Annotated in this window: 21 protein-coding genes; 6 read left to right on the top strand and 15 right to left on the bottom strand. The window is 71.3% G+C overall.

Annotated features, from left to right (window positions below; translation table 11 throughout):
• The first annotated feature begins 69 nt into the window (after positions 1-69).
• Entirely contained in the window at positions 70-210 is a 141-nt protein-coding gene (locus tag ACIQE0_RS18920; protein WP_402333429.1) for a hypothetical protein, read from the top strand.
• A 114-nt stretch (positions 211-324) separates the two neighbouring features.
• On the opposite strand, the gene ACIQE0_RS18925 is transcribed toward ACIQE0_RS18920, so the two are convergent.
• From ACIQE0_RS18925 to ACIQE0_RS18980, 12 genes are all read right to left on the bottom strand, one after another.
• Positions 325-1,131 (bottom strand): EI24 domain-containing protein, encoded by an 807-nt coding sequence (locus ACIQE0_RS18925; protein WP_402333432.1) that lies wholly within the window; start codon positions 1,129-1,131, stop codon positions 325-327.
• A 137-nt stretch (positions 1,132-1,268) separates the two neighbouring features.
• Positions 1,269-2,258, bottom strand: a complete 990-nt coding sequence (dapD, locus tag ACIQE0_RS18930) for a 2,3,4,5-tetrahydropyridine-2,6-dicarboxylate N-succinyltransferase (RefSeq protein ID WP_402333435.1) — start codon at positions 2,256-2,258, stop codon at positions 1,269-1,271.
• A gap of 109 nt (positions 2,259-2,367) precedes the next feature.
• Positions 2,368-2,916, bottom strand: coding sequence for a TetR/AcrR family transcriptional regulator (locus ACIQE0_RS18935; protein ID WP_402333438.1), 549 nt, complete (start codon positions 2,914-2,916; stop codon positions 2,368-2,370).
• A complete protein-coding gene (locus ACIQE0_RS18940; RefSeq protein WP_366339533.1) occupies positions 2,916-3,302 on the bottom strand; it encodes a multidrug efflux SMR transporter in 387 nt (128 codons plus the stop codon). The genes ACIQE0_RS18935 and ACIQE0_RS18940 overlap by 1 nt, the downstream gene beginning before the upstream one ends.
• 79 nt (positions 3,303-3,381) lie before the next feature.
• Positions 3,382-3,717: a metal-sulfur cluster assembly factor gene (locus tag ACIQE0_RS18945; protein ID WP_086718002.1), complete on the bottom strand. Its 336-nt coding sequence runs from the start codon at positions 3,715-3,717 to the stop codon at positions 3,382-3,384.
• Positions 3,714-4,172, bottom strand: coding sequence for a Fe-S cluster assembly sulfur transfer protein SufU (gene sufU, locus ACIQE0_RS18950; protein ID WP_366339899.1), 459 nt, complete (start codon positions 4,170-4,172; stop codon positions 3,714-3,716). The genes ACIQE0_RS18945 and sufU overlap by 4 nt, the downstream gene beginning before the upstream one ends.
• Positions 4,173-4,225: 53 nt before the next feature.
• Positions 4,226-5,482: a cysteine desulfurase gene (locus ACIQE0_RS18955; RefSeq protein WP_402333443.1), complete on the bottom strand. Its 1,257-nt coding sequence runs from the start codon at positions 5,480-5,482 to the stop codon at positions 4,226-4,228.
• Positions 5,479-6,243 (bottom strand): Fe-S cluster assembly ATPase SufC, encoded by a 765-nt coding sequence (sufC, locus tag ACIQE0_RS18960; protein WP_366339903.1) that lies wholly within the window; start codon positions 6,241-6,243, stop codon positions 5,479-5,481. Before sufC ends, ACIQE0_RS18955 begins: the two co-directional genes overlap by 4 nt.
• A 7-nt stretch (positions 6,244-6,250) precedes the next feature.
• On the bottom strand, positions 6,251-6,568 hold the full coding sequence (locus tag ACIQE0_RS18965; RefSeq protein WP_366339905.1) for a non-heme iron oxygenase ferredoxin subunit: 318 nt from the start codon (positions 6,566-6,568) through the stop codon (positions 6,251-6,253).
• On the bottom strand, positions 6,565-7,752 hold the full coding sequence (gene sufD, locus ACIQE0_RS18970; RefSeq protein WP_366339907.1) for a Fe-S cluster assembly protein SufD: 1,188 nt from the start codon (positions 7,750-7,752) through the stop codon (positions 6,565-6,567). Before sufD ends, ACIQE0_RS18965 begins: the two co-directional genes overlap by 4 nt.
• Positions 7,753-7,814: 62 nt before the next feature.
• On the bottom strand, positions 7,815-9,236 hold the full coding sequence (gene sufB / locus ACIQE0_RS18975) for a Fe-S cluster assembly protein SufB (RefSeq protein WP_366339909.1): 1,422 nt from the start codon (positions 9,234-9,236) through the stop codon (positions 7,815-7,817).
• The gene (locus ACIQE0_RS18980; RefSeq protein WP_366339911.1) at positions 9,233-10,051 is read right to left on the bottom strand and encodes an ArsR family transcriptional regulator; all 819 of its coding nucleotides are present in this window, start codon (positions 10,049-10,051) and stop codon (positions 9,233-9,235) included. Before ACIQE0_RS18980 ends, sufB begins: the two co-directional genes overlap by 4 nt.
• A gap of 212 nt (positions 10,052-10,263) precedes the next feature.
• Here ACIQE0_RS18980 and ACIQE0_RS18985 point away from each other — a divergent pair, with 212 nt between their 5' ends.
• From ACIQE0_RS18985 to ACIQE0_RS18995, 3 genes are all read left to right on the top strand, one after another.
• Positions 10,264-11,226: an ABC transporter ATP-binding protein gene (locus ACIQE0_RS18985; RefSeq protein WP_366339913.1), complete on the top strand. Its 963-nt coding sequence runs from the start codon at positions 10,264-10,266 to the stop codon at positions 11,224-11,226.
• A complete protein-coding gene (locus ACIQE0_RS18990; protein ID WP_402333450.1) occupies positions 11,223-11,996 on the top strand; it encodes an ABC transporter permease in 774 nt (257 codons plus the stop codon). The genes ACIQE0_RS18985 and ACIQE0_RS18990 overlap by 4 nt, the downstream gene beginning before the upstream one ends.
• Before the next feature lie 89 nt (positions 11,997-12,085).
• Positions 12,086-13,078 carry a heme A synthase gene (locus ACIQE0_RS18995; protein WP_402333453.1) on the top strand — a complete coding sequence of 331 codons (993 nt, stop codon included), beginning with the start codon at positions 12,086-12,088 and terminating at the stop codon, positions 13,076-13,078.
• Here ACIQE0_RS18995 and ACIQE0_RS19000 read toward each other — a convergent pair.
• The 3 genes from ACIQE0_RS19000 to ACIQE0_RS19010 all read right to left on the bottom strand — a co-directional run bounded on the left by ACIQE0_RS19000 (position 13,075) and on the right by ACIQE0_RS19010 (position 15,709).
• Positions 13,075-14,199 carry an amidohydrolase gene (locus ACIQE0_RS19000; RefSeq protein WP_402333456.1) on the bottom strand — a complete coding sequence of 375 codons (1,125 nt, stop codon included), beginning with the start codon at positions 14,197-14,199 and terminating at the stop codon, positions 13,075-13,077. The genes ACIQE0_RS18995 and ACIQE0_RS19000 overlap by 4 nt on opposite strands.
• A gap of 129 nt (positions 14,200-14,328) precedes the next feature.
• Positions 14,329-14,712, bottom strand: a complete 384-nt coding sequence (locus ACIQE0_RS19005) for a hypothetical protein (RefSeq protein ID WP_402333459.1) — start codon at positions 14,710-14,712, stop codon at positions 14,329-14,331.
• A gap of 46 nt (positions 14,713-14,758) precedes the next feature.
• Positions 14,759-15,709 (bottom strand): heme o synthase, encoded by a 951-nt coding sequence (locus tag ACIQE0_RS19010; protein ID WP_366339924.1) that lies wholly within the window; start codon positions 15,707-15,709, stop codon positions 14,759-14,761.
• A gap of 529 nt (positions 15,710-16,238) precedes the next feature.
• Here ACIQE0_RS19010 and tkt point away from each other — a divergent pair.
• The gene (gene tkt / locus ACIQE0_RS19015) at positions 16,239-18,326 is read left to right on the top strand and encodes a transketolase (protein WP_402333462.1); all 2,088 of its coding nucleotides are present in this window, start codon (positions 16,239-16,241) and stop codon (positions 18,324-18,326) included.
• Between the two features lie 35 nt (positions 18,327-18,361).
• Complete coding sequence (gene tal, locus ACIQE0_RS19020; RefSeq protein WP_366339928.1) at positions 18,362-19,480, top strand: transaldolase; 1,119 nt, start codon at positions 18,362-18,364, stop codon at positions 19,478-19,480.
• Positions 19,481-19,482: the final 2 nt, after the last annotated feature.

Genomic DNA, 19,482 nt, shown 5'->3' on the forward strand with positions numbered 1-19,482 from the left:
CGCCGACCGGGCCCGGCGGTGCGGTACTGGGCTGGTAAGCACCGTTTCGGCGAGACAAAGGGAGTCATGATGCCGAAGTCGCAGAACCGTAAGTCGGGCAAGCAGGACCGGGCCGCCGAGCGGCGCTCCGAGCAGCACCGGCCGCAGTCGGAGGAGTCCGCCTCAGAGCGCACCCAGGACCTGAAGCCGCGGTCGCGCAAGGCTGACTGACGCGGGCAGAGCAGGGCAGGGCATGCTCGAACGGCCGCCGCACCTCAGGGTGCGGCGGCCGTTTCCGTCGTGTCGGGCGTGCGCGGGGTCGTGACGTGTGTGCGCGGGGCGCGGTCACCAGGAGGCCGGCACCGCCTGCTCCTCGGGCCCGGCCCCGTCCGCTGCGGCCGGCCCGGCGCCCGGACCGGCCGGCGCCACGTCCCGCACCAGCAGGGTGGCCCCGGCCACCGCACCGGGCATCAGCACCACCGCCGCGAAGGGGATCAGGAACAGCAGCACCAGCGGGGTCCCGAAGCCGATCGCCAGCCCCAGCCGCCCGCGCAGCAGCCGCAGCCGCGCCCGGACCGGGACGTCCCGGCGCTGCATCGCCGCCGTGGTCAGCTCGACGGTGAGGAAGAACCCCGAGACGCAGAAGCCGACGGCCGGGACGACGGTCTGCCCGACGACCGGCAGGAAGCCCAGCAGGAAGAGCAGCACCCCGAACCCGGCGGCCCGCAGCAGCACATGGGCCATGTCCCGCAGCGCGATGCCGATCTCCCGCCACAGCGGGCGGTCCGGGCCGGGCGGGCAGCCGCCCTCGCCCTCCTCGACGTGCTCCGACAGCGACTCGTAGAAGGGGTCGCCGATCAGCAGGGTGACGGCGGTGAACGTCAGCACCGACAGGGTCAGCCCGCCGGCCAGCAGCAGCGCCACGAACACCCCGCGCAGCAGCCCCTGCCAGGGCGAACCCCAGCCGTCGGCGAACGGCGTCGCCCAGGCGGCGAACTCGCCGGCCCCCAGGACCAGCGCGACCATCGCCCCGGCGTAGAGCACCAGCGCGATCAGGGCCGGGATCAGCCCGAACCCCCACCACCGGCCGTGCTGGGCGGCCCAGCGCACGCCCCGGCCCACGTACCGTATGCCCGCCACAAGATCACGCATGGCCGTCACCCTACCGGCGCCGGGCGGGAGTTGACCGGTTCGGGACCGGCCGCCCGATGGGTCCGGACGCGCGGGCGCCCCGGGCCCAGCGGGTCGGCCGGCCGGGCCCGGGGCGCCGGCTGCGCAGGCGCTGCCACTCAGTTGTGGCTGTGCAGGATCTCGTTCAGACCGCCCCAGACCGCCTTGTTCGGGCGGGCCTCGACCGTGCCGGTGGTCGAGTTGCGGCGGAAGAGGATGTTGTCGGCGCCGGACAGCTCCAGCGCCTTGACGATCTGGCCGTCGGGCAGCGTGACCCGGGTGCCGGCGGTGACGTACAGACCGGCCTCGACCACGCACTCGTCGCCGAGCGCGATGCCGATGCCGGACTCGGCGCCGAGCAGGCAGCGCTCACCGATCGAGATGACCTGCTTGCCGCCGCCGGAGAGGGTGCCCATCGTGGAGGCGCCGCCGCCGATGTCGGTGCCGTCGCCGATCACCACACCGGCGCTGATCCGGCCCTCGATCATGGAGGTGCCCAGCGTGCCGGCGTTGAAGTTGACGAAGCCCTCGTGCATGACGGTGGTGCCGGCGGCGAGGTGGGCGCCCAGCCGCACCCGGTCGGCGTCGGCGATCCGGACGCCGGCGGGCGCCACGTAGTCGGTCATCCGCGGGAACTTGTCGACGCTGGTGACCTGGAGGTGCAGGCCCTCGGCGCGGGCGTTGAGGCGGACCGTCTCCAGCTGGTCGACGGCCACCGGGCCGAGCGAGGTCCAGGCGACGTTGGCCAGCAGGCCGAAGACGCCCTCCAGGCTCTGGCCGTGCGGCTTGACCAGGCGGTGGCTGAGCAGGTGCAGACGCAGGTAGGCGTCGTGCGCGTCCAGCGGCTTGGCGTCCAGGGAGGCGATGACCGTGCGGACGGCCACGACCTCCACGCCGCGGACCGGGTCGGGGCCGACGGCCTTGCGGACGGCGTCGCCCAGCAGCTCGGCGGCGCGGTCGTCGGCCAGCTGCTCGGTGCCGGCCGGGCCGGGCGCGTCGACCAGCTGGGGCGCGGGGAACCAGGTGTCGAGAACGGTGCCGTCGGAGGCGACGGTGGCGAGCCCGGCGGCGACGGCGCCGGTGGTACGAAGAGTTGCAGCATCGGTCATGCTGGAAACCTAACCGGAGCCCGCCCGCCGAGGCGAACCGGTCCCCGGCCCCGGCCACCGGCCGCCCGGTCGCACGATCCGAACCGGCCGCCCCGCCCCGACCCGCCGGTCAGCGGCCGGCGCCCAGCACGCCCGCCAACCCCTCGCGCACCACGGCCGGTTGGAACGGCTGGCCGGTCAGCAGGTGCTGGAGCAGCAGCCCGTCGGTGACGGCCACCACCACCCGGGCGGTGGCCGCGTTGCCGATCCGCCGGCCGAGCAGCGCCACCATCTCGTCCTGGCACTCGGCCGCGATCGGCCGCACCGCCGCATGGCGCAGCGCGGCCAGATACAGCTCGTACTCCAACTCCACCCGCGCCCGGTCCCCGGCGAGGGTCTCGGCGACCAGCCGGGCCACCTCGTCGGCGAGCGGGACGGCGGGGTCGATACCGTCCACCCAGCGGGCGAAGTCCGAAAGCCACCGGCCGTTGGCCTGCCGCAGCGCGGCGACCAGCAGGTCGTCGAGGGTGGCGAAGTGGTACGTCGTCGAGCCCAGCGGGACGTCCGCCGCGGCGGCCACCGCGCGGTGGCTGAGCCCGGCGATGCCCCGCTCGCCGACCACCGCGAGGGCCGCGTCGATGATCCGCTGCCGTCGGTCCGGGTCGTAGCGCCGGGCCATCAGTGCGCACCGTCGAGGTTGAGCACCACCACGCCGGCGATGACCAGCAGCACCCCGAGGATCTTGAGCGTGCTGGTGCTCTCGCCCAGGAACACCATGCCGATCGCGGCGATCACCGCGGTGCCCGCACCGGACCAGATCGCATAGGCGGTGCCGATGCTCATGGACTTGAGCGTCTGGGCGAGCAGCGCGAAGGCGAGTACGTACCCGAACGCGGTGCCGAGCGAGGGCCACAGCTTGCTGAAGCCATGGCTGTACTTCATCGATGTGGTCGCGAGGATCTCGGAGAGGATCGCGCAGGCGAGCGTCACATAGGCCATGCGTACGAGCGTACACACCGATGCGTACGGGCGTACATAACGCCGGGCATGCCGGGCGGCGGACAACGGAAAACGGCCGTGCCCGCCGGGAGAACCGGCGGGCACGGCCGTGACATCGTGTGCGGCAGGGCCGCTGCGGGGTGCGTCAGACGTTGAACCCCAGTGCACGCAGCTGCTCGCGACCGTCGTCGGTGATCTTGTCGGGGCCCCACGGCGGCATCCAGACCCAGTTGATCTTCAGCTCGTTGACGATCCCGTCCGTGGCGGACTTCGCCTGGTCCTCGATGACGTCGGTCAGCGGGCAGGCCGCCGAGGTCAGCGTCATGTCGATGGTGGCGATGTTGGCATCGTCGACGTGAATGCCGTAGATCAGCCCGAGGTTGACGACGTCGATGCCGAGCTCGGGGTCGACGACGTCGTACAGCGCCTCGCGGACCTCTTCCTCCGAGGCCGGCTTGGTGGTGGTCGGGGTGTCGGTCATGCGGTCTTCGCCTCCTGGGAAAGGGCCTTGGCCGTGGCGTCCTTCCAGGCCATCCAGCTGAGCAGGGCGCACTTCACGCGCGCCGGGTACTTGGAGACGCCGGCGAACGCCACCGCGTCCTCCAGCACCTCCTCCATGGCGTCGTCCGGCTCCACCTGGCCCTTGGACTGCATCAGCTCCAGGAAGGTCTCCTGGATCTTCTGCGCCTCGCCGAGCTCCTTGCCGACCAGGAGGTCGTTGAGCACCGACGCACTGGCCTGGCTGATCGAGCAGCCCTGGCCCTCATAGGACACGTCCTCGACGGTGGTGCCGTCGAGCCGCACACGCAGCGTGATCTCGTCGCCGCACGTGGGGTTGACGTGGTGCACCTCGGCGTCGCCGTCCCGGAGCCCGCGCCCGTGGGGGTGCTTGTAGTGGTCCAGGATGACGTCCTGGTACATGGAATCCAGCTTCACGACTCAGTCAGTCCTCGTCCTCATCCGCTGTGTCTGCATGACCGCGGTACTCATCAACCGAAGAAGTTGCGGACGTGTTCCAGGCCCTCGACCAAGGCGTCGACCTCGGCCGGGGTGGAATACAGGTAGAACGACGCTCGCGTGGTCGCGGGAATTCCGTAGCGCAGGCAGACCGGACGCGCGCAGTGGTGCCCCACCCGGACGGCGATGCCCTGCTCGTCCAGCACCTGGCCGACGTCGTGCGGGTGGATGTCGCCGAGCGTGAAGGAGATCGTCGCACCGCGGTCCTCGGCCGTGCTCGGGCCGATGATCTTGAGGTCGGGGACCTCCAGCAGCCGCTTGACGGCGTACTCGGTGATCGCGTGCTCGTGGCGCTCGATGTTCTCCATGCCGATCGAGGTGAGGTAGTCCACCGCCGCACCGAGGCCGACGGCCTGGGCGATCGGGGGCGTACCGGCCTCGAACTTGTGCGGCGCGGGGGCGTAGGTAGAGGAGTGCATCGAGACGGTCTCGATCATCTCGCCGCCGCCGAGGAACGGCGGGAGGTCCTCCAGCAGTTCCTGACGGCCCCACAGCACGCCGATGCCGGTCGGACCGCACATCTTGTGGCCGGTGAAGGCCACGAAGTCGGCCTGGAGCGCCTGGACGTCCAGGACCATGTGCGGTGCGGCCTGCGAGGCGTCTATGACCACCAGCGCGCCGACTTCCTGGGCGCGCCGGACGATCGCCTCGACCGGGTTGACGGTGCCCAGGAGGTTGGACACCAGGGTGAAGGAGACCACCTTGGTGCGGTCGGTGATGACCTCGTCGATGTTCGTGAGGTCCAGCCGGCCGTCGTCGGTGAGACCGAACCACTTCAGCTTCGCGCCGGTGCGCTGCGAGAGCAGCTGCCACGGGACGATGTTGGAGTGGTGCTCCATCTCCGTGATGACGATCTCGGTGTCGCGGTCCACCCGGTAGGGCTCGTCGGCCCAACCGAGCATGTTCGCCACGAGGTTGAGCGACTCCGAGGCGTTCTTGGTGAAGATCACCTCGTCGCGGCTGGGCGCGTTGATGAAGGCGGCGACCTTGTCGCGGGCGCCTTCGTACAGCGCCGTGGCCTCCTCGGCGAGCACATGCACGCCGCGGTGGACGTTGGCGTTGTGACGTTCGTAGTAGGCGCTCAGGGCGTCGAGGACCTGGCGCGGCTTCTGGGACGTCGCCGCGTTGTCCAGGTACACGATCTTCTTCCCGTCGTGGACCTGACGGTCCAGGAGGGGGAAGTCCTTACGGATCGCCTCTGTGTCGAGGAGGCCCGGCAGCTGTGTCACGCGGTCGTACCACCCTTCACGTAAGCCTCGTAGCCCTCGGCCTCCAGCTTGTCCGCCAGCTCCGGGCCGCCGGACTCGGCGATCCGGCCGTTGGCGAAGACGTGGACGTGGTCGGGCTTGATGTAGCGCAGGATCCGCGTGTAGTGGGTGATGAGCAGGGTGCCCACCTGGCCGGTCTCGCGGATGCGGTTGACGCCCTCGGAGACGATCCGCAGCGCGTCGACGTCGAGGCCGGAGTCGGTCTCGTCGAGGATCGCGACGGCCGGCTTCAGCAGCTCCAGCTGGAGGATCTCGTGGCGCTTCTTCTCACCGCCGGAGAAGCCCTCGTTGACGTTGCGCTCGGCGAACGCCGGGTCCATCTGAAGGCGCTCCATGGCCTCCTTGACCTCCTTGACCCACAGCCGCAGCTTGGGGGCCTCACCGCGGATCGCGGTGGCGGAGGTGCGCAGGAAGTTGGAGACCGAGACACCGGGGACCTCGACCGGGTACTGCATGGCGAGGAAGACGCCGGCCCGGGCGCGCTCGTCGACGGACATCGCAAGGACGTCCTCGCCGTCGAGGGTCACGGTGCCGCCGGTGACGGTGTACTTCGGGTGACCCGCGAGGGAGTAGGCGAGAGTCGACTTGCCGGAGCCGTTGGGGCCCATGATGGCGTGCGTCTCGCCCTGCTTCACGGTCAGGTCGACGCCCTTCAGGATCTCGCGCGGACCGTTCTCGGCCTCGACGGAGACGTGCAGGTCGTGGATCTCAAGCGTTGCCATGGGTGACTCAGGACTCCTGGGTGACGGAGACGAGCACGTCGTCCCCTTCGATCTTTACGGGGTAAACGGGGACGGGGCGCGTCGCGGGAAGGCCGGACGGCTTGCCGGTGCGCAGGTCGAAGCTGGAGCCGTGCAGCCAGCACTCGATGGCGCAGTCCTCGACCTCGCCCTCGGCGAGCGAGACGTTCGCGTGCGAGCAGATGTCGTTGATCGCGAACACCTCGCCCTCGGTGCGCACCAGCGAGATGGGCGTGCCGTCGATCTCCACCCGCTTCGGGGTGTCCTCCTCCAGCTCGCTCAGTGCGGCGACGCGTACGTAACTCATGCCGCGGCCGCTTCCAACTCGGCTTCGACCTTGTTCATCAGGCGCTCCTCGACGTCCGGGAGGCCGATCTGCTGGACCAGTTCGGCGAAGAAGCCGCGCACGACCAGCCGGCGGGCCTCGTCGGCCGGGATGCCCCGGGCCATCAGGTAGAAGAGCTGCTCGTCGTCGAAGCGGCCGGTCGCCGAGGCGTGGCCGGCACCGACGATCTCGCCGGTCTCGATCTCCAGGTTGGGCACCGAGTCCACCCGCGCGCCGTCGGTGAGGACGAGGTTGCGGTTGAGCTCGTAGGTGTCGGTGCCGGTGGCGGCCGCCTGGATCAGGACGTCGCCGATCCAGACCGCGTGCGCGTCCTGGCCCTGGAGCGCGCCCTTGTACGTCACGTGCGAGCGGCAGTTGGGCGTGTCGTGGTCGACGAAGAGGCGGTGCTCCTGGTGCTGACCGGCCTCGGTGAAGTACAGGCCGTAGAGCTCGGCCTCGCCGCCGGGGCCGGCGTAGTCGATCCGCGGGTGCAGGCGGACCAGGTCGCCGCCGAAGGTGACGACCACGGACTTGAAGGAGGCGTCCCGGCCGACCAGGGCGTTGTGCTGGCCGCAGTGGACGGCGTCGTCGTCCCAGTCCTGGACGGAGACCACGGTCAGCTTGGCGCCGTCGCCGAGGAGGTAGTCGACGTTGGCGGCGAGCACACCGGAGCCGGTGTGGTCGATGACCACGACGGCCTCGGCGAACGCGCCGAGCTCGATGACCTGGTGGCCGAAGGCGGTGCCGCCCTCGCCGTGCACCTTGATCCGGATCGGCTCGCCGAGCACCGTCTCCTTCGGGACGGAGAGCACCGACGCCTTCTCGAAGGAGCTGTACGCCTGGGCGGCGATCCGGTCCACCGGCTTGCCGGCCTTGCCGACCCGCGGGTCGGCGCGGTCGACGAGCTCGTGGGTGACGCCCTCGGGCGCGGTGATGTCGACCTTCAGGTCGGGACCGCCGGCCGCGGCGGTGCCGTCGTGCAGGCCCTTGAGGCGGGCCAGCGGCGTGAACCGCCACTCCTCTTCGCGGCCGTGCGGCACCGGGAAGTCCGCCACGTCGTAGGACGGCGGGGCGCTCATCCGGGTGGCGACGGTGGACTCCGCGGCCACCGCGATGGAACCGGTGGTCGTGGAACCCGCCGGGATAGTCGTCTGAGCCTCAGCCATGGCTGTCGTCTAGCTCGCTTTCTGCGTTCTTGAGGGAGTCAGTCGCTGCGTGGGGACGCCGGTCAGCCGACCGCGCCTTCCATCTGCAGCTCGATCAGCCGGTTGAGCTCCAGCGCGTACTCCATCGGCAGCTCACGGGCGATCGGCTCGACGAAGCCGCGCACGATCATCGCCATCGCCTCGTCCTCGGACAGGCCGCGGGCCATCAGGTAGAAGAGCTGGTCCTCGCTGACCTTGGAGACCGTCGCCTCGTGGCCCATGGACACGTCGTCCTCGCGGACGTCCACGTAGGGGTAGGTGTCGGAGCGGGAGATGGTGTCCACCAGGAGCGCGTCGCACAGCACGTTGGACTTGGAGCCCGCGGCGCCCTCGCCGATCTCGACCAGACCGCGGTAGGAGGTCCGGCCGCCGCCCCGCGCCACCGACTTGGAGACGATGTTGGAGGAGGTGTTCGGCGCCATGTGGACCATCTTGGAGCCGGCGTCCTGGTGCTGGCCCTCGCCCGCGAAGGCGATGGACAGGGTCTCGCCCTTGGCGTGCTCGCCCATGAGGTAGACCGCCGGGTACTTCATCGTCACCTTGGAGCCGAGGTTGCCGTCGACCCACTCCATGGTCGCGCCCTCGTAGGCCACGGCGCGCTTGGTGACCAGGTTGTAGACGTTGTTCGACCAGTTCTGGATGGTCGTGTAGCGGCAGCGGCCGCCCTTCTTGACGATGATCTCGACGACCGCGGAGTGCAGCGAGTCGGACTTGTAGATCGGCGCCGTGCAGCCCTCGACGTAGTGGACGTAGGCGTCCTCGTCGACGATGATCAGCGTCCGCTCGAACTGGCCCATGTTCTCGGTGTTGATCCGGAAGTAGGCCTGGAGCGGGATGTCCACGTGGACGCCCTTGGGCACGTAGATGAACGAACCGCCGGACCAGACCGCGGTGTTCAGCGACGCGAACTTGTTGTCACCGACGGGGATGACGGTGCCGAAGTACTCCTGGAAGAGCTCCGGGTGCTCCTTCAGCGCGGTGTCGGTGTCGAGGAAGATGACGCCCTGCTTCTCCAGGTCCTCGCGGATCTGGTGGTACACGACCTCGGACTCGTACTGCGCGGCGACACCGGCGACCAGGCGCTGCTTCTCCGCCTCGGGGATGCCCAGCTTGTCGTAGGTGTTCTTGATGTCCTCGGGCAGCTCCTCCCAGGAGGCGGCCTGCTGCTCGGTGGAGCGGACGAAGTACTTGATGTTGTCGAAGTCGATGCCCGACAGGTCGGAGCCCCAGGTCGGCATGGGCTTCTTGTCGAAGAGCTTCAGCCCCTTGAGGCGCAGCTTGAGCATCCACTCCGGCTCGCTCTTCTTCGCCGAAATGTCGCGGACGACGGCCTCGGACAGGCCGCGCTTGGCGGCGGCACCGGCCGCGTCGGAGTCGGCCCAGCCATATTCGTAGTTGCCCAGGCCCTCAAGCTCAGGGTGAGCAGTCTCCGTGGGGAGCGTCATGCGGGGTTCCTCCCGGCCGTGCTTGCAGATGCTGTGGTGGTCTTGGTGGTGTGCTCACCCGTGCGGTGAGCGGCCTTGCCGGCGCCGGCCTTCGGGACGAAGGTCGTGCACACCCCGTCGCCGTGGGCGATGGTGGCGAGGCGCTGTACGTGGGTCCCGAGCAATCGGGAGAAGACTTCGGTCTCCGCCTCGCACAGCTGCGGGTACTGCTCGGCGACATGGACGACCGGGCAGTGGTGCTGGCAGAGCTGTTCACCGAGCTGTGGGTTGGGCGCACTGCGCGCCGTAGCAGCGTACCCGTCCGCGGTCAATGCCTTGGCCAGGGCCTGGGTGCGGGCGTCCGGCCCGGCGGCCTCGACCGCCTCGCGGTACCCCTCGGCCTGCGCGGCGAGCCGTGCGCGGGCGAACGCGGCGACCGCCGCCTCGCCCTCGGCGCCCCCGCCCGCGCTCTGCGCGATCCAGCGCAGCGCATCGGCGGCGAGGCCGTCGTAGGCCTGGTCGAAGGCGTCCCGGCCGCAGTCGGTGAGGGCGAAGGCCTTGGCCGGACGGCCGCGGCCGCGGGTGCCGTAGACCCGCTTCTCGCGGGGCTCCACGACGCCCTCGGCGACCAGCGCGTCCAGATGGCGGCGGACGGCGGCCGGGGTCAGCTCCAGGCGGAGGGCGAGATCGGCCGCGGTGGACGGGCCGTGGTCGAGGATGGAGCGGGCGACGCGGTTGCGCGTGCCGCGCTGCTCGTCGTGCGCGGGCGCGGAGGAGACCGGGCCGACGCCCTGCCGGGCGGCTGGCCCCTTCCGGCCCTCGCTCGCGTTTTTCACAACGCCATTGTTGCGTAATTCGTCAAAGCGATTCAAGCCTGTCCCATCTCGTGGACCGGTGGCCTCCATCACTAAGGGTTACCTAATTATCGGCGTGTCCGTCACGCTCCGGAACCACCGCCGGCCCGTCCGGAGCGCCTGCCCCGGATGCCCTCCGTAGAGGTTCCGGCCCCCGCTCCCGGCGCCCCGGCCCGCTCCGTAGACTTCCCGGCATGCCCAGCACCTCCCCCGGGGGCGACGCCCGCCCCTCCGGCCGCGAGCCCGCCGTCGAGGTCGTCGGCCTGGTGAAGCGGTACGGGACCAAGACCGCCGTGGACGGGCTCGACCTCACCGTCGCGCGCGGCACCGTGACCGCCGTCCTCGGCCCCAACGGCGCCGGCAAGACCACCACGGTCGAGACCTGCGAAGGCTATCGCCGCCCGGACGCCGGCACCGTCCGCGTCCTGGGTCTCGACCCGGTCGCCGACGCCGCCGCGCTGCGTCCCCGGATCGGCGTGATGCTCCAGTCCGGCGGTGTCTACGCCGGCGCCCGGGCCGCGGAGATGCTGCGGCACACCGCCACCCTGCACGCCCACCCCCTGGACGTCGACGCGCTGATCGACCGGCTCGGCCTGGGAAGCTGCGGGCGCACCCCCTACCGGCGGCTGTCCGGCGGCCAGCAGCAGCGGCTGGCCCTGGCGATGGCCGTGGTCGGCCGCCCCGAACTGGTCTTCCTCGACGAGCCGACGGCCGGACTCGACCCGCAGGCCCGCCGCGCCACCTGGGAGCTGGTGGAGGAACTCCGCGCCGACGGCGTCAGCGTGGTGCTGACCACCCACTTCATGGACGAGGCCGAGCGGCTCGCCGACGACGTCGCGATCATCGACGGCGGCAAGGTCATCACCCAGGGCAGCCCGGAGCAGCTGTGCAAGGGCGGCGCGGAGAACAGCCTGCGCTTCAGCGGCCGCCCCGGTCTGGACGTCGCCTCGCTCCTCAAGGCGCTGCCCACCGACAGCGCCGCCGCCGAACTGACCGCCGGCACCTACCGCGTCCAGGGCCGGATCGACCCGCAGCTGCTGGCCACCGTGGCCTCGTGGTGCGCCCAGAACGGGGTGATGCCCGACGCGATAGCCGTCGAGCGGCACACCCTGGAGGACGTCTTCTTGGAACTCACGGGCAGGGAGCTGCGCGCATGACCACCGCGACCGGTACGTTCGCCCCGCGGCCCGGGGCGGCCCCGCTGCCCCGGATGATCCGCGCGCAGGCCGCGCTGGAGACCAGGATGCTGCTGCGCAACGGCGAGCAGCTGCTGCTGACCGTCGTCATCCCGACGCTGCTGCTGGTGCTGTTCTCGGCCGTCCGCATCGTCGACACCGGCGCCGGCGAGCCGGTGGACTTCCTCACCCCGGGCATCCTGGGGCTGGCCGTGATGTCCACGGCGTTCACCGGGCAGGCCATCGCCACCGGCTTCGAGCGGCGCTACGGCGTGCTCAAGCGGCTGGCCGCCTCGCCGCTGCCGCGCTGGGGGCTGATGACCGCCAAGACCTGCGCGGTGCTGGTCACCGAGGTGTTCCAGGTCGTCCTGCTGACCGCGGTCGCGCTGGCGCTGGGCTGGTCCCCGCACGGCAACCCGCTCGCCGTCGTCCTGCTGCTCCTGCTGGGCACCGCCGCCTTCTCCGGGCTGGGCCTGCTGATGGCCGGCACCCTCAAGGCCGAGGCCACCCTCGCCGGCGCCAACCTGGTCTTCCTGCTGCTGCTCGTCGGCGGCGGGGTGATCGTCCCGCTGACGAAGTTCCCGGCCGCCGCCCAGCAGGTGCTCCAGTTCCTGCCGATCTCCGCACTCTCGGACGGCCTGCGGACGGTCCTCCAGCACGGCGCCGGGATGCCCTGGGGCGACCTGGGCATCCTCGCGGTGTGGGCGGTGCTCGGCCTGGGCGCCGCGGCGAAGTTCTTCCGGTGGGAGTGACCGCAGGTCAGGGCCGGACATCGGCCACCGGACCGCACGAACCGGACCCTCGTGAAAACGCGCACAAGCCGCCGCCTACGATGGCACCCGTGCCGAACACGCTGAATCCCCTTGAGCTGATCGCCCGCCGCTGGCAGCCCTCCGCGCGCCTGGTCGAGCGGGCGGCACTGGCCTCCGTCGTGATGGCCGTGATCATCGTCGTGACCGGCGGCGCGGTCCGGCTGACCGAGTCCGGACTGGGCTGCTCGACATGGCCCCAGTGCACGCCGGGCAGCCTCGCCCCGACCGCCGAGATGGGCATCCACGGCCTCATCGAGTTCGGCAACCGCCTGCTGACCTATGTCCTGTGCGCCTTCATCGGGCTGTTCATCGTGGCGGCACGGGCCCGCGCGCCGCGCCGCCGCTCGCTCACCCGGCTCGGCTGGGCGCAGTTCTGGATCGTGATGGGCAATGCGGTCTGGGGCGGCATCGTCGTGCTGACCGGCCTGAACCCGTACCTGGTCGCCGCGCACTTCCTGCTCACCACCGCCCTGCTCACGGTCGCCGTGCTGAGCTGGCAGCGCGCCAAGGAAGGCGACGACGCGCCGCGCGACGTGGTTCCCCGTCCGGTCCGGCAGCTGGCCTGGCTGCTCGTGGCGGCCACCGCCACGCTCACCCTGGTCGGCACGGCCGTCACCGGCTCCGGGCCGCACGCGGGCGATGCGCGCGAGGTCCACCGCATCCCGCTGGACTGGCAGGAGATCACCCAGCTCCACGTCGACTTCGTCTACATCGTGGTCGGGCTGAGCGTGGCCCTGTGGTTCGCGCTGCGCGCGGTCAAGGCCCCGGCCGCCCCGCGCCGGGCGGTACTGGCACTGTTCGGCAGCCTCGCCTTCCAGGGCGTCATCGGCTACACCCAGTACTTCATGGGCCTGCCCGAGATCGTCGTCGGTCTCCACATGCTCGGCTCGACCCTGGTGTGGATCGCCGTGCTGTACCTCGCCCTGTCGCTGCGCGACCGCGGTCCGCGCCCGGAGGACGCCCCCGGCACGCCGGCCGCCGACGAGGCCTCCGCGACTCAGGCGCCCCAGCCCGTCGCCTAGTCCGCCGCTGAAGTACCAGGAACAGGGCCCGTTTCAGGGGTCTGCGCGGGTCCGCGCAGGTCCGTCGGACGGGCCCTGGGTGCGTCCGCCACGAGCCGGTAGATCCGGCGGGCGGTGCCCGAGCCGACCAGCTCGGCGATCCGCCGCCCGTCGTCCGCGGCGCACAGCCCCTCGTCGGTCCACTCCCCCACGACGCGCGCCATCGCCCGCGTGAAGAGCCGGGCGGCGGTGACGTAGAGCTCGGGCAGCCCCCGCGCGCCCGAGGAGAACAGCAGCTTGCCGAACGGCGCCTGGCGCAGCGCCTCTTCGGGGTACGGACCGGTGTCCGCGTAGACATGGGCGTGCACGGCGGCGAGCTGCGCGGCCTGCCGGTGGTACGGCGGCCCGGGGAACAGGACGAGGTCGGCGCCGAGCCCGGTGGTCGCGCGCAGGAAGGCGGCGAGCGGTTGCGGGTCGGGGCAGTGGAGCTGGACCGGGAGGCCGGCGGCCACCGCGCTCCACAACAGGTGCCGGACCAGCACCGGTTCGCGCAGTCGCTGCCCGGGGCGGCGGCCGCGCAGCCAGCGGTCCGCGGCCCGCCGCACCTCGCCGGCGGCCGGCGCCCGCCCCTCGCAGTGGGCGGCGCCGGAGGCGAAGGCGGTGGCGTGCTGGGCGGCGGAGTAGAGCGCCTCGGCGGTGTATCCGAGGAACGCGTCGACGCTGCCCGAGGTGTCGGCGACCTGCTCGGCGAGCGGTTCCAGCCGGACGATCTCGTGGGCGGGGGCCGCAGCGGCGGCGGCGAGTTCGGCGGCCGAGGTGAGCTCGCCGGGCGCACCGGACTCCACCAGGAACGTGCCGATACCGGCACCGCGCAGCAGCATCCGGCCCGCGTGGAAGGCGCCCACCTCGCGCCGGCGGGCCAGATAGCGCACCGGTGGGCAGTGCGGCTCCAGTCCCAGCAGCGGGGGGCACCAGCGGCGTAGCGCCAGGCCGGTGCGGGTGTCGAAGTGGGTGGTGCCCGCGGGCGCCGGGCCCCGGGCGCCGAGCGCGCAGGCCAGATGGGTCTCGAAGGAGCCAAGGCCCAGTTCACCGTGGACGGCGCCGTGGCTGTGCTGGTCGATGAGCGGGGGGAGTGTGTCCATCCGCCTCTCCTCGCCGTCAGCCCGCCGGACGTGGCCGGTCCTTCGCGCCCGGTGAGCTTAACGGGTGGGCCGGTGGTGAGGTAGCGGACGCTGCGCCCCGGCGCAGCGCACCGGGGCGGGCGTCGGCGGTCAGGAGTTGGCCGGGCCGCCGATCTGGATGCCGGCCATCCGCGACCACTCGTAGCGGCCGGTGCGGACCTTCGCGGCCAACGCGCCGTCGAAGTCGTCCTGGAGGGAGAGGCCGGCCTGCTCGGCGGCCTTCTGGGCCGCGGGGTAGCTGTCGGCGACCAGATTGCCCCACTCGCCGTTGGCGCCGACCAGGGCGATCCGGGTCCGGCCGCGGCCGATGTGGGCGAGCTGGCCCTCGGCGCTGCCGCCGTGCGCGCTCGCGAAGGCCCGGATCTGCTTGGCGAGCCGGACCGCCTGCTTGTCGGCCCGCTGCTCCGCCTTCGTCGCGGCGGCGGAGCCCGCCGCCTGCTCGTCCGCCTGCTGGATGTCTGCCATGGTCAGCATGCTACCGACCGGTACGGCTGCTGTGGAGGTGATCCCCCACACCCCGTCAGCGCAGGAAGGGGTCCACCGCGACGGCGACGAACAGCAGCGACACGTAGGTGATGGACCAGTGGAACAGCCGCATCTCCTTGAGCTTCGCCCCGGTGATGCCGGCCTTGGCGCGGGCCTGGAGGGCGTGCGCCTCGCGGAGCCAGAAGGCGCCGCAGGCCAGGGCCACCGCGGTGTAGAACCAGCCGGTGTAGCCCAGCGGCTGGAGCAGCAGCGAGACCACGACCATCACCCAGCTGTAGACGACGATCTGCCGGGCGACGACCTTGTTGCCCGCGACGGCCGGCAGCATCGGCACGCCGACCCGCTTGTAGTCGTCGCTGACCTTCATCGACAGCGGCCAGTAGTGCGGCGGCGTCCAGAAGAAGATGACGAGGAAGAGGACGAAGGAGGCCCAGGAGACGGTGTTGGTCACCGAGGACCAGCCGATGAAGACCGGCATGCAGCCCGCGATGCCGCCCCAGACGATGTTCTGGGACGTCCGCCGCTTGAGGATCATGGTGTAGACCACGACGTAGAAGAGCAGCGCCCCGAGGGACAGCACCGCCGACAGCGGGTTGACCAGGTACCAGAACCACGCCGTGGAGCCGACCGTCAGGGCCGTCGCGAAGACCAGGCACTCGCGCGGCGAGACCATGCCCGTCACCAGCGGACGCTGGGCGGTGCGGTCCATCAACGCGTCGATGTCGCGGTCCAGGTACATGTTGTACGCGGCGGCGCCACCGGCGGAGAGGTAGCCGCCGATGCAGGTGGCCAGCACCAGCCGCAGGTTCGGCACCCCGCCGGCGGCCAGGAACATCACCGGCACCGTCGTCATCAGCAGCAGTTCGATGACCCGCGGCTTGGTCAGCGCGATGAACGCCTTGGTCCGGGCCCAGAACGGCCGGTTACCGGGACTCCCGGGGACCTGAGAGAGCCCCCCCGCAGGACGGGTTTCGACGGCCGTCACGCACACCCCTGGAAGTAACGTCAGCGGCCGCAGCCGCGGAGATAAGGCCAGCAAGCTCCGCCGGCAGTGAACACCCGGTCAAGGCTTGCGCTTACCACGCCACTTTAGACGTTGGCCATACGGCGGTTCTCGCGGGGGTGGGGTCGTGTTGGGCGCCCGGCCGCGGGGGCTCTCCCGGGGCGCCCCGCGACGGTTCGCCCGGGTCGTTCCCCGGCCGTCGGCCCGGCCTTCAGGAGGCGAACAGCCCGGGCGCCCGGCAGTCTGGTCCTAGGGCCTGTGGTCACCTTCCCGTCTTCCGGGCGGCGCCGCGGAATCCCGGGGCGCCGATCCGGTCGCGCCGAGCGACCGAACCGCCGTGAACGGACCGCCCGCCGAGTGAGCGCCGAACGCCCCGACTGAGCACCGACTGAGCGCTGAAATCGCCGACTGAGCGTCGAAAAGGAGGGCGCATTCACAGGGGTAGGCTCAACATCGCCTGGGCGGAAATTGCCGTCCGCGTTCGTCATGTGGAGAGGAGCCCTGACTCAGGGTGAGCACCAAGCCGACCACCACAGATTTCGAGTGGACCGAACTGGACCAGCGGGCTGTGGACACCGTCCGAGTCCTTGCCATGGATTCCGTGCAGAAGGTCGGTAACGGCCATCCGGGTACGGCCATGAGCCTGGCTCCCGCCGCCTATGTCCTGTTCCAGAAGCTGATGCGGCACGACCCCGCCGACGCGGACTGGACCGGGCGTGACCGGTTCGTGCTCTCCGCCGGCCACTCCAGCCTGACCCTCTACGTCCAGCTCTTCCTCGCCGGCTACGGCCTGGAGCTGGACGACCTGAAGAGCTTCCGCACGTGGGGCTCGAAGACCCCCGGCCACCCGGAGTACGGCCACACCACCGGTGTGGAGACCACCACCGGCCCGCTGGGCCAGGGCGTCGCCAACGCCGTGGGCATGGCGATGGCCGCCCGTTACGAGCGCGGCCTGTTCGACCCCGAGGCGGACCCGGGCACCTCGCCGTTCGACCACAGCGTCTACGTCATCGCCGGCGACGGCTGCCTCCAGGAGGGCATCGCGGCCGAGGCGTCCTCGCTCGCGGGCCACCAGAAGCTGGGCAACCTCGTCCTGCTGTGGGACGACAACCACATCTCGATCGAGGGCGACACCGAGACCGCGGTCTCCGAGGACACCCTCAAGCGCTACGAGTCCTACGGCTGGCACGTCCAGCGGGTCGAGCAGCTGCCCAATGGCGACCTGGACCCGGCCGGTCTGGCCGAGGCCCTCCAGGCCGCGAAGGCCGAGACCGAGCGCCCGTCGTTCATCGCGGCCCGCTCGATCATCGCCTGGCCGGCCCCCAACGCCCAGAACACCGAGGCCGCGCACGGCTCGGCGCTGGGCGACGAGGAGGTCGCGGCCACCAAGCGCGTGCTGGGCTTCGACCCGGAGCAGTCCTTCGAGGTCGCGGACGAGGTCCTGGCCCACACCCGCCAGGCGCTGGACCGCGGTCGCGAGGCCAAGGCCGAGTGGGAGAAGACGTTCGCCGCCTGGCGCACCGCCAACCCCGAGCGCGCCGCGGAGTTCGACCGGATCGCCGAGGGCGAGCTGCCGGCCGGCTGGGAGGAGCACCTCCCGGCGTTCGAGACCGGCAAGGCGGTGGCCACCCGTGCCGCTTCCGGCAAGGTGCTCCAGGCGCTGGGCGCCGTCGTCCCCGAGCTGTGGGGCGGCTCCGCCGACCTCGCGGGGTCGAACAACACCACGATCGACAAGACCTCGTCGTTCCTGCCGAAGGGCAACCCGCTGCCGGGCGCCGACCCCTACGGCCGGACCGTCCACTTCGGCATCCGCGAGCACTCCATGGCCGCGGAGATGAACGGCATCGCGCTGCACGGCAACACCCGCATCTACGGCGGCACCTTCCTGGTGTTCTCCGACTACATGCGCAACGCCGTCCGGCTGTCCGCGCTGATGCACCTGCCGGTGACGTACGTGTGGACGCACGACTCCATCGGCCTGGGCGAGGACGGCCCGACCCACCAGCCGGTCGAGCACCTGGCCTCGCTGCGCGCCATCCCGGGCCTGAACGTCGTGCGCCCGGCCGACGCCAACGAGACCGCCCTGGCCTGGCGCGAGATCATGCGCCGCTGGACCAAGGAGTACGGCGTGGGCGCCCCGCACGGTCTGGCGCTGACCCGTCAGGGCGTGCCGACGTACGAGGCCGACGAGAACACCGCGAAGGGCGGCTACGTCCGCTTCGAGGCCGACGGCGGCGCACCGCAGGTGGTGCTGATCGCCACCGGTTCCGAGGTGCAGCTGGCCGTCGAGGCCCGCGAGCAGCTCCAGGCCGAGGGCGTCCCGACCCGCGTGGTCTCGATGCCGTCGGTGGAGTGGTTCGAGGAGCAGGACCAGGCTTACAAGGACAGCGTGCTGCCGCCGTCCGTGAAGGCGCGGGTCGCCGTGGAGGCCGGCATCGGGCTGACCTGGTACCGCTACGTCGGCGACGCCGGCCGGATCATCTCGCTGGAGCACTTCGGCGCCTCGGCCGACGGCAAGTTCCTCTTCCGCGAGTACGGCTTCACCCCCGAAGCGGTGGCCGCCGCCGCCCGGGAATCGCTGGCCGCCGCGGCGCGCTGACGCACGTATACGAACACGTAGGAGATGCAGAACCCATGACGGACGCACTCAAGCGCCTTTCCGACGAAGGCGTCGCGATCTGGCTGGACGACCTGTCGCGCAAGCGCATCACGTCCGGCAACCTCGCCGAGCTGATCGACCAGCAGCACGTCGTCGGCGTCACCACCAACCCCTCGATCTTCCAGAAGGCGATCTCCGCGGGCGACGGCTACAGCCAGCAGCTGGCCGACCTGGCGACCCGCAAGGTCACCGTCGAGGAAGCCATCCGCATGATCACCACGGCGGACGTCCGGGACGCCGCCGACGTGCTGCGCCCGGTCTTCGACGCCACCGGCGGCCAGGACGGCCGGGTCTCCATCGAGGTGGACCCGCGGCTGGCGCACCACACCGCGGCGACCATCGCCGAGGCCAAGCAGCTCGCCTGGCTGGTGGACCGCCCGAACACGCTGATCAAGATTCCGGCCACCAAGGCGGGTCTGCCGGCCATCACCGAGGTGATCGGCCTGGGCATCAGCGTCAACGTCACGCTGATCTTCTCGCTGGAGCGCTACCGCGAGGTGATGGACGCCTACCTCGCGGGCCTGGAGAAGGCCAAGGCCGCCGGCCTGGACCTGTCCGAGATCCGCTCGGTGGCGTCGTTCTTCGTGTCCCGTGTGGACTCCGAGATCGACAAGCGCCTGGAGAAGCTGGGCACGGACGAGGCCAAGGCACTCAAGGGCAAGGCCGCCCTCGCCAACGCCCGGCTCGCGTACCAGGCGTTCGAGGAGGTCTTCTCCTCCGAGCGCTGGGCCGCCCTGGACAAGGCGGGCGCCCACAAGCAGCGCCCGCTGTGGGCCTCCACCGGCGTGAAGGACCCGGCGTACAAGGACACCCTGTACGTGGACGAACTGGTCGCCCCGGGCACGGTCAACACCATGCCGGAGGCCACCTTGGAGGCCACCGCCGCGCGCGGCCAGATCACCGGCGACACGGTGCGTGGTACCTACGCGTCGGCCCAGGCCGACCTCGACGCGCTCGCCGCCCTCGGGATCTCGTACGACGACGTCGTGCAGCTCCTGGAGGACGAGGGCGTGGAGAAGTTCGAGGCGTCCTGGAACGACCTGCTCAAGTCGACCGAGGCGGAGCTTGTGCGCCTCGCTCCTTCGGAGGGCTGATC

Source organism: Streptomyces sp. NPDC093097 (assembly GCF_044754325.1).
Lineage (GTDB): Bacteria > Actinomycetota > Actinomycetes > Streptomycetales > Streptomycetaceae > Streptomyces.

Excerpts from the sequence above, each read along its gene's own strand:
- ACIQE0_RS18945 (WP_086718002.1), bottom strand. The coding sequence starts at position 3,717 with ATGACCGACACCCCGACCACCACCAAGCCGGCCTCGGAGGAAGAGGTC.
- ACIQE0_RS19000 (WP_402333456.1), bottom strand. The coding sequence starts at position 14,199 with ATGGACACACTCCCCCCGCTCATCGACCAGCACAGCCACGGCGCCGTC.
- ACIQE0_RS18920 (WP_402333429.1), top strand. The coding sequence starts at position 70 with ATGCCGAAGTCGCAGAACCGTAAGTCGGGCAAGCAGGACCGGGCCGCC.
- tal (WP_366339928.1), top strand. The coding sequence starts at position 18,362 with ATGACGGACGCACTCAAGCGCCTTTCCGACGAAGGCGTCGCGATCTGG.
- ACIQE0_RS18985 (WP_366339913.1), top strand. The coding sequence starts at position 10,264 with ATGCCCAGCACCTCCCCCGGGGGCGACGCCCGCCCCTCCGGCCGCGAG.
- ACIQE0_RS18935 (WP_402333438.1), bottom strand. The coding sequence starts at position 2,916 with ATGGCCCGGCGCTACGACCCGGACCGACGGCAGCGGATCATCGACGCG.
- sufB (WP_366339909.1), bottom strand. The coding sequence starts at position 9,236 with ATGACGCTCCCCACGGAGACTGCTCACCCTGAGCTTGAGGGCCTGGGC.
- ACIQE0_RS19005 (WP_402333459.1), bottom strand. The coding sequence starts at position 14,712 with ATGCTGACCATGGCAGACATCCAGCAGGCGGACGAGCAGGCGGCGGGC.
- ACIQE0_RS18925 (WP_402333432.1), bottom strand. The coding sequence starts at position 1,131 with ATGCGTGATCTTGTGGCGGGCATACGGTACGTGGGCCGGGGCGTGCGC.
- sufC (WP_366339903.1), bottom strand. The coding sequence starts at position 6,243 with ATGGCAACGCTTGAGATCCACGACCTGCACGTCTCCGTCGAGGCCGAG.
- ACIQE0_RS18965 (WP_366339905.1), bottom strand. The coding sequence starts at position 6,568 with ATGAGTTACGTACGCGTCGCCGCACTGAGCGAGCTGGAGGAGGACACC.
- sufD (WP_366339907.1), bottom strand. The coding sequence starts at position 7,752 with ATGGCTGAGGCTCAGACGACTATCCCGGCGGGTTCCACGACCACCGGT.
- dapD (WP_402333435.1), bottom strand. The coding sequence starts at position 2,258 with ATGACCGATGCTGCAACTCTTCGTACCACCGGCGCCGTCGCCGCCGGG.
- ACIQE0_RS18990 (WP_402333450.1), top strand. The coding sequence starts at position 11,223 with ATGACCACCGCGACCGGTACGTTCGCCCCGCGGCCCGGGGCGGCCCCG.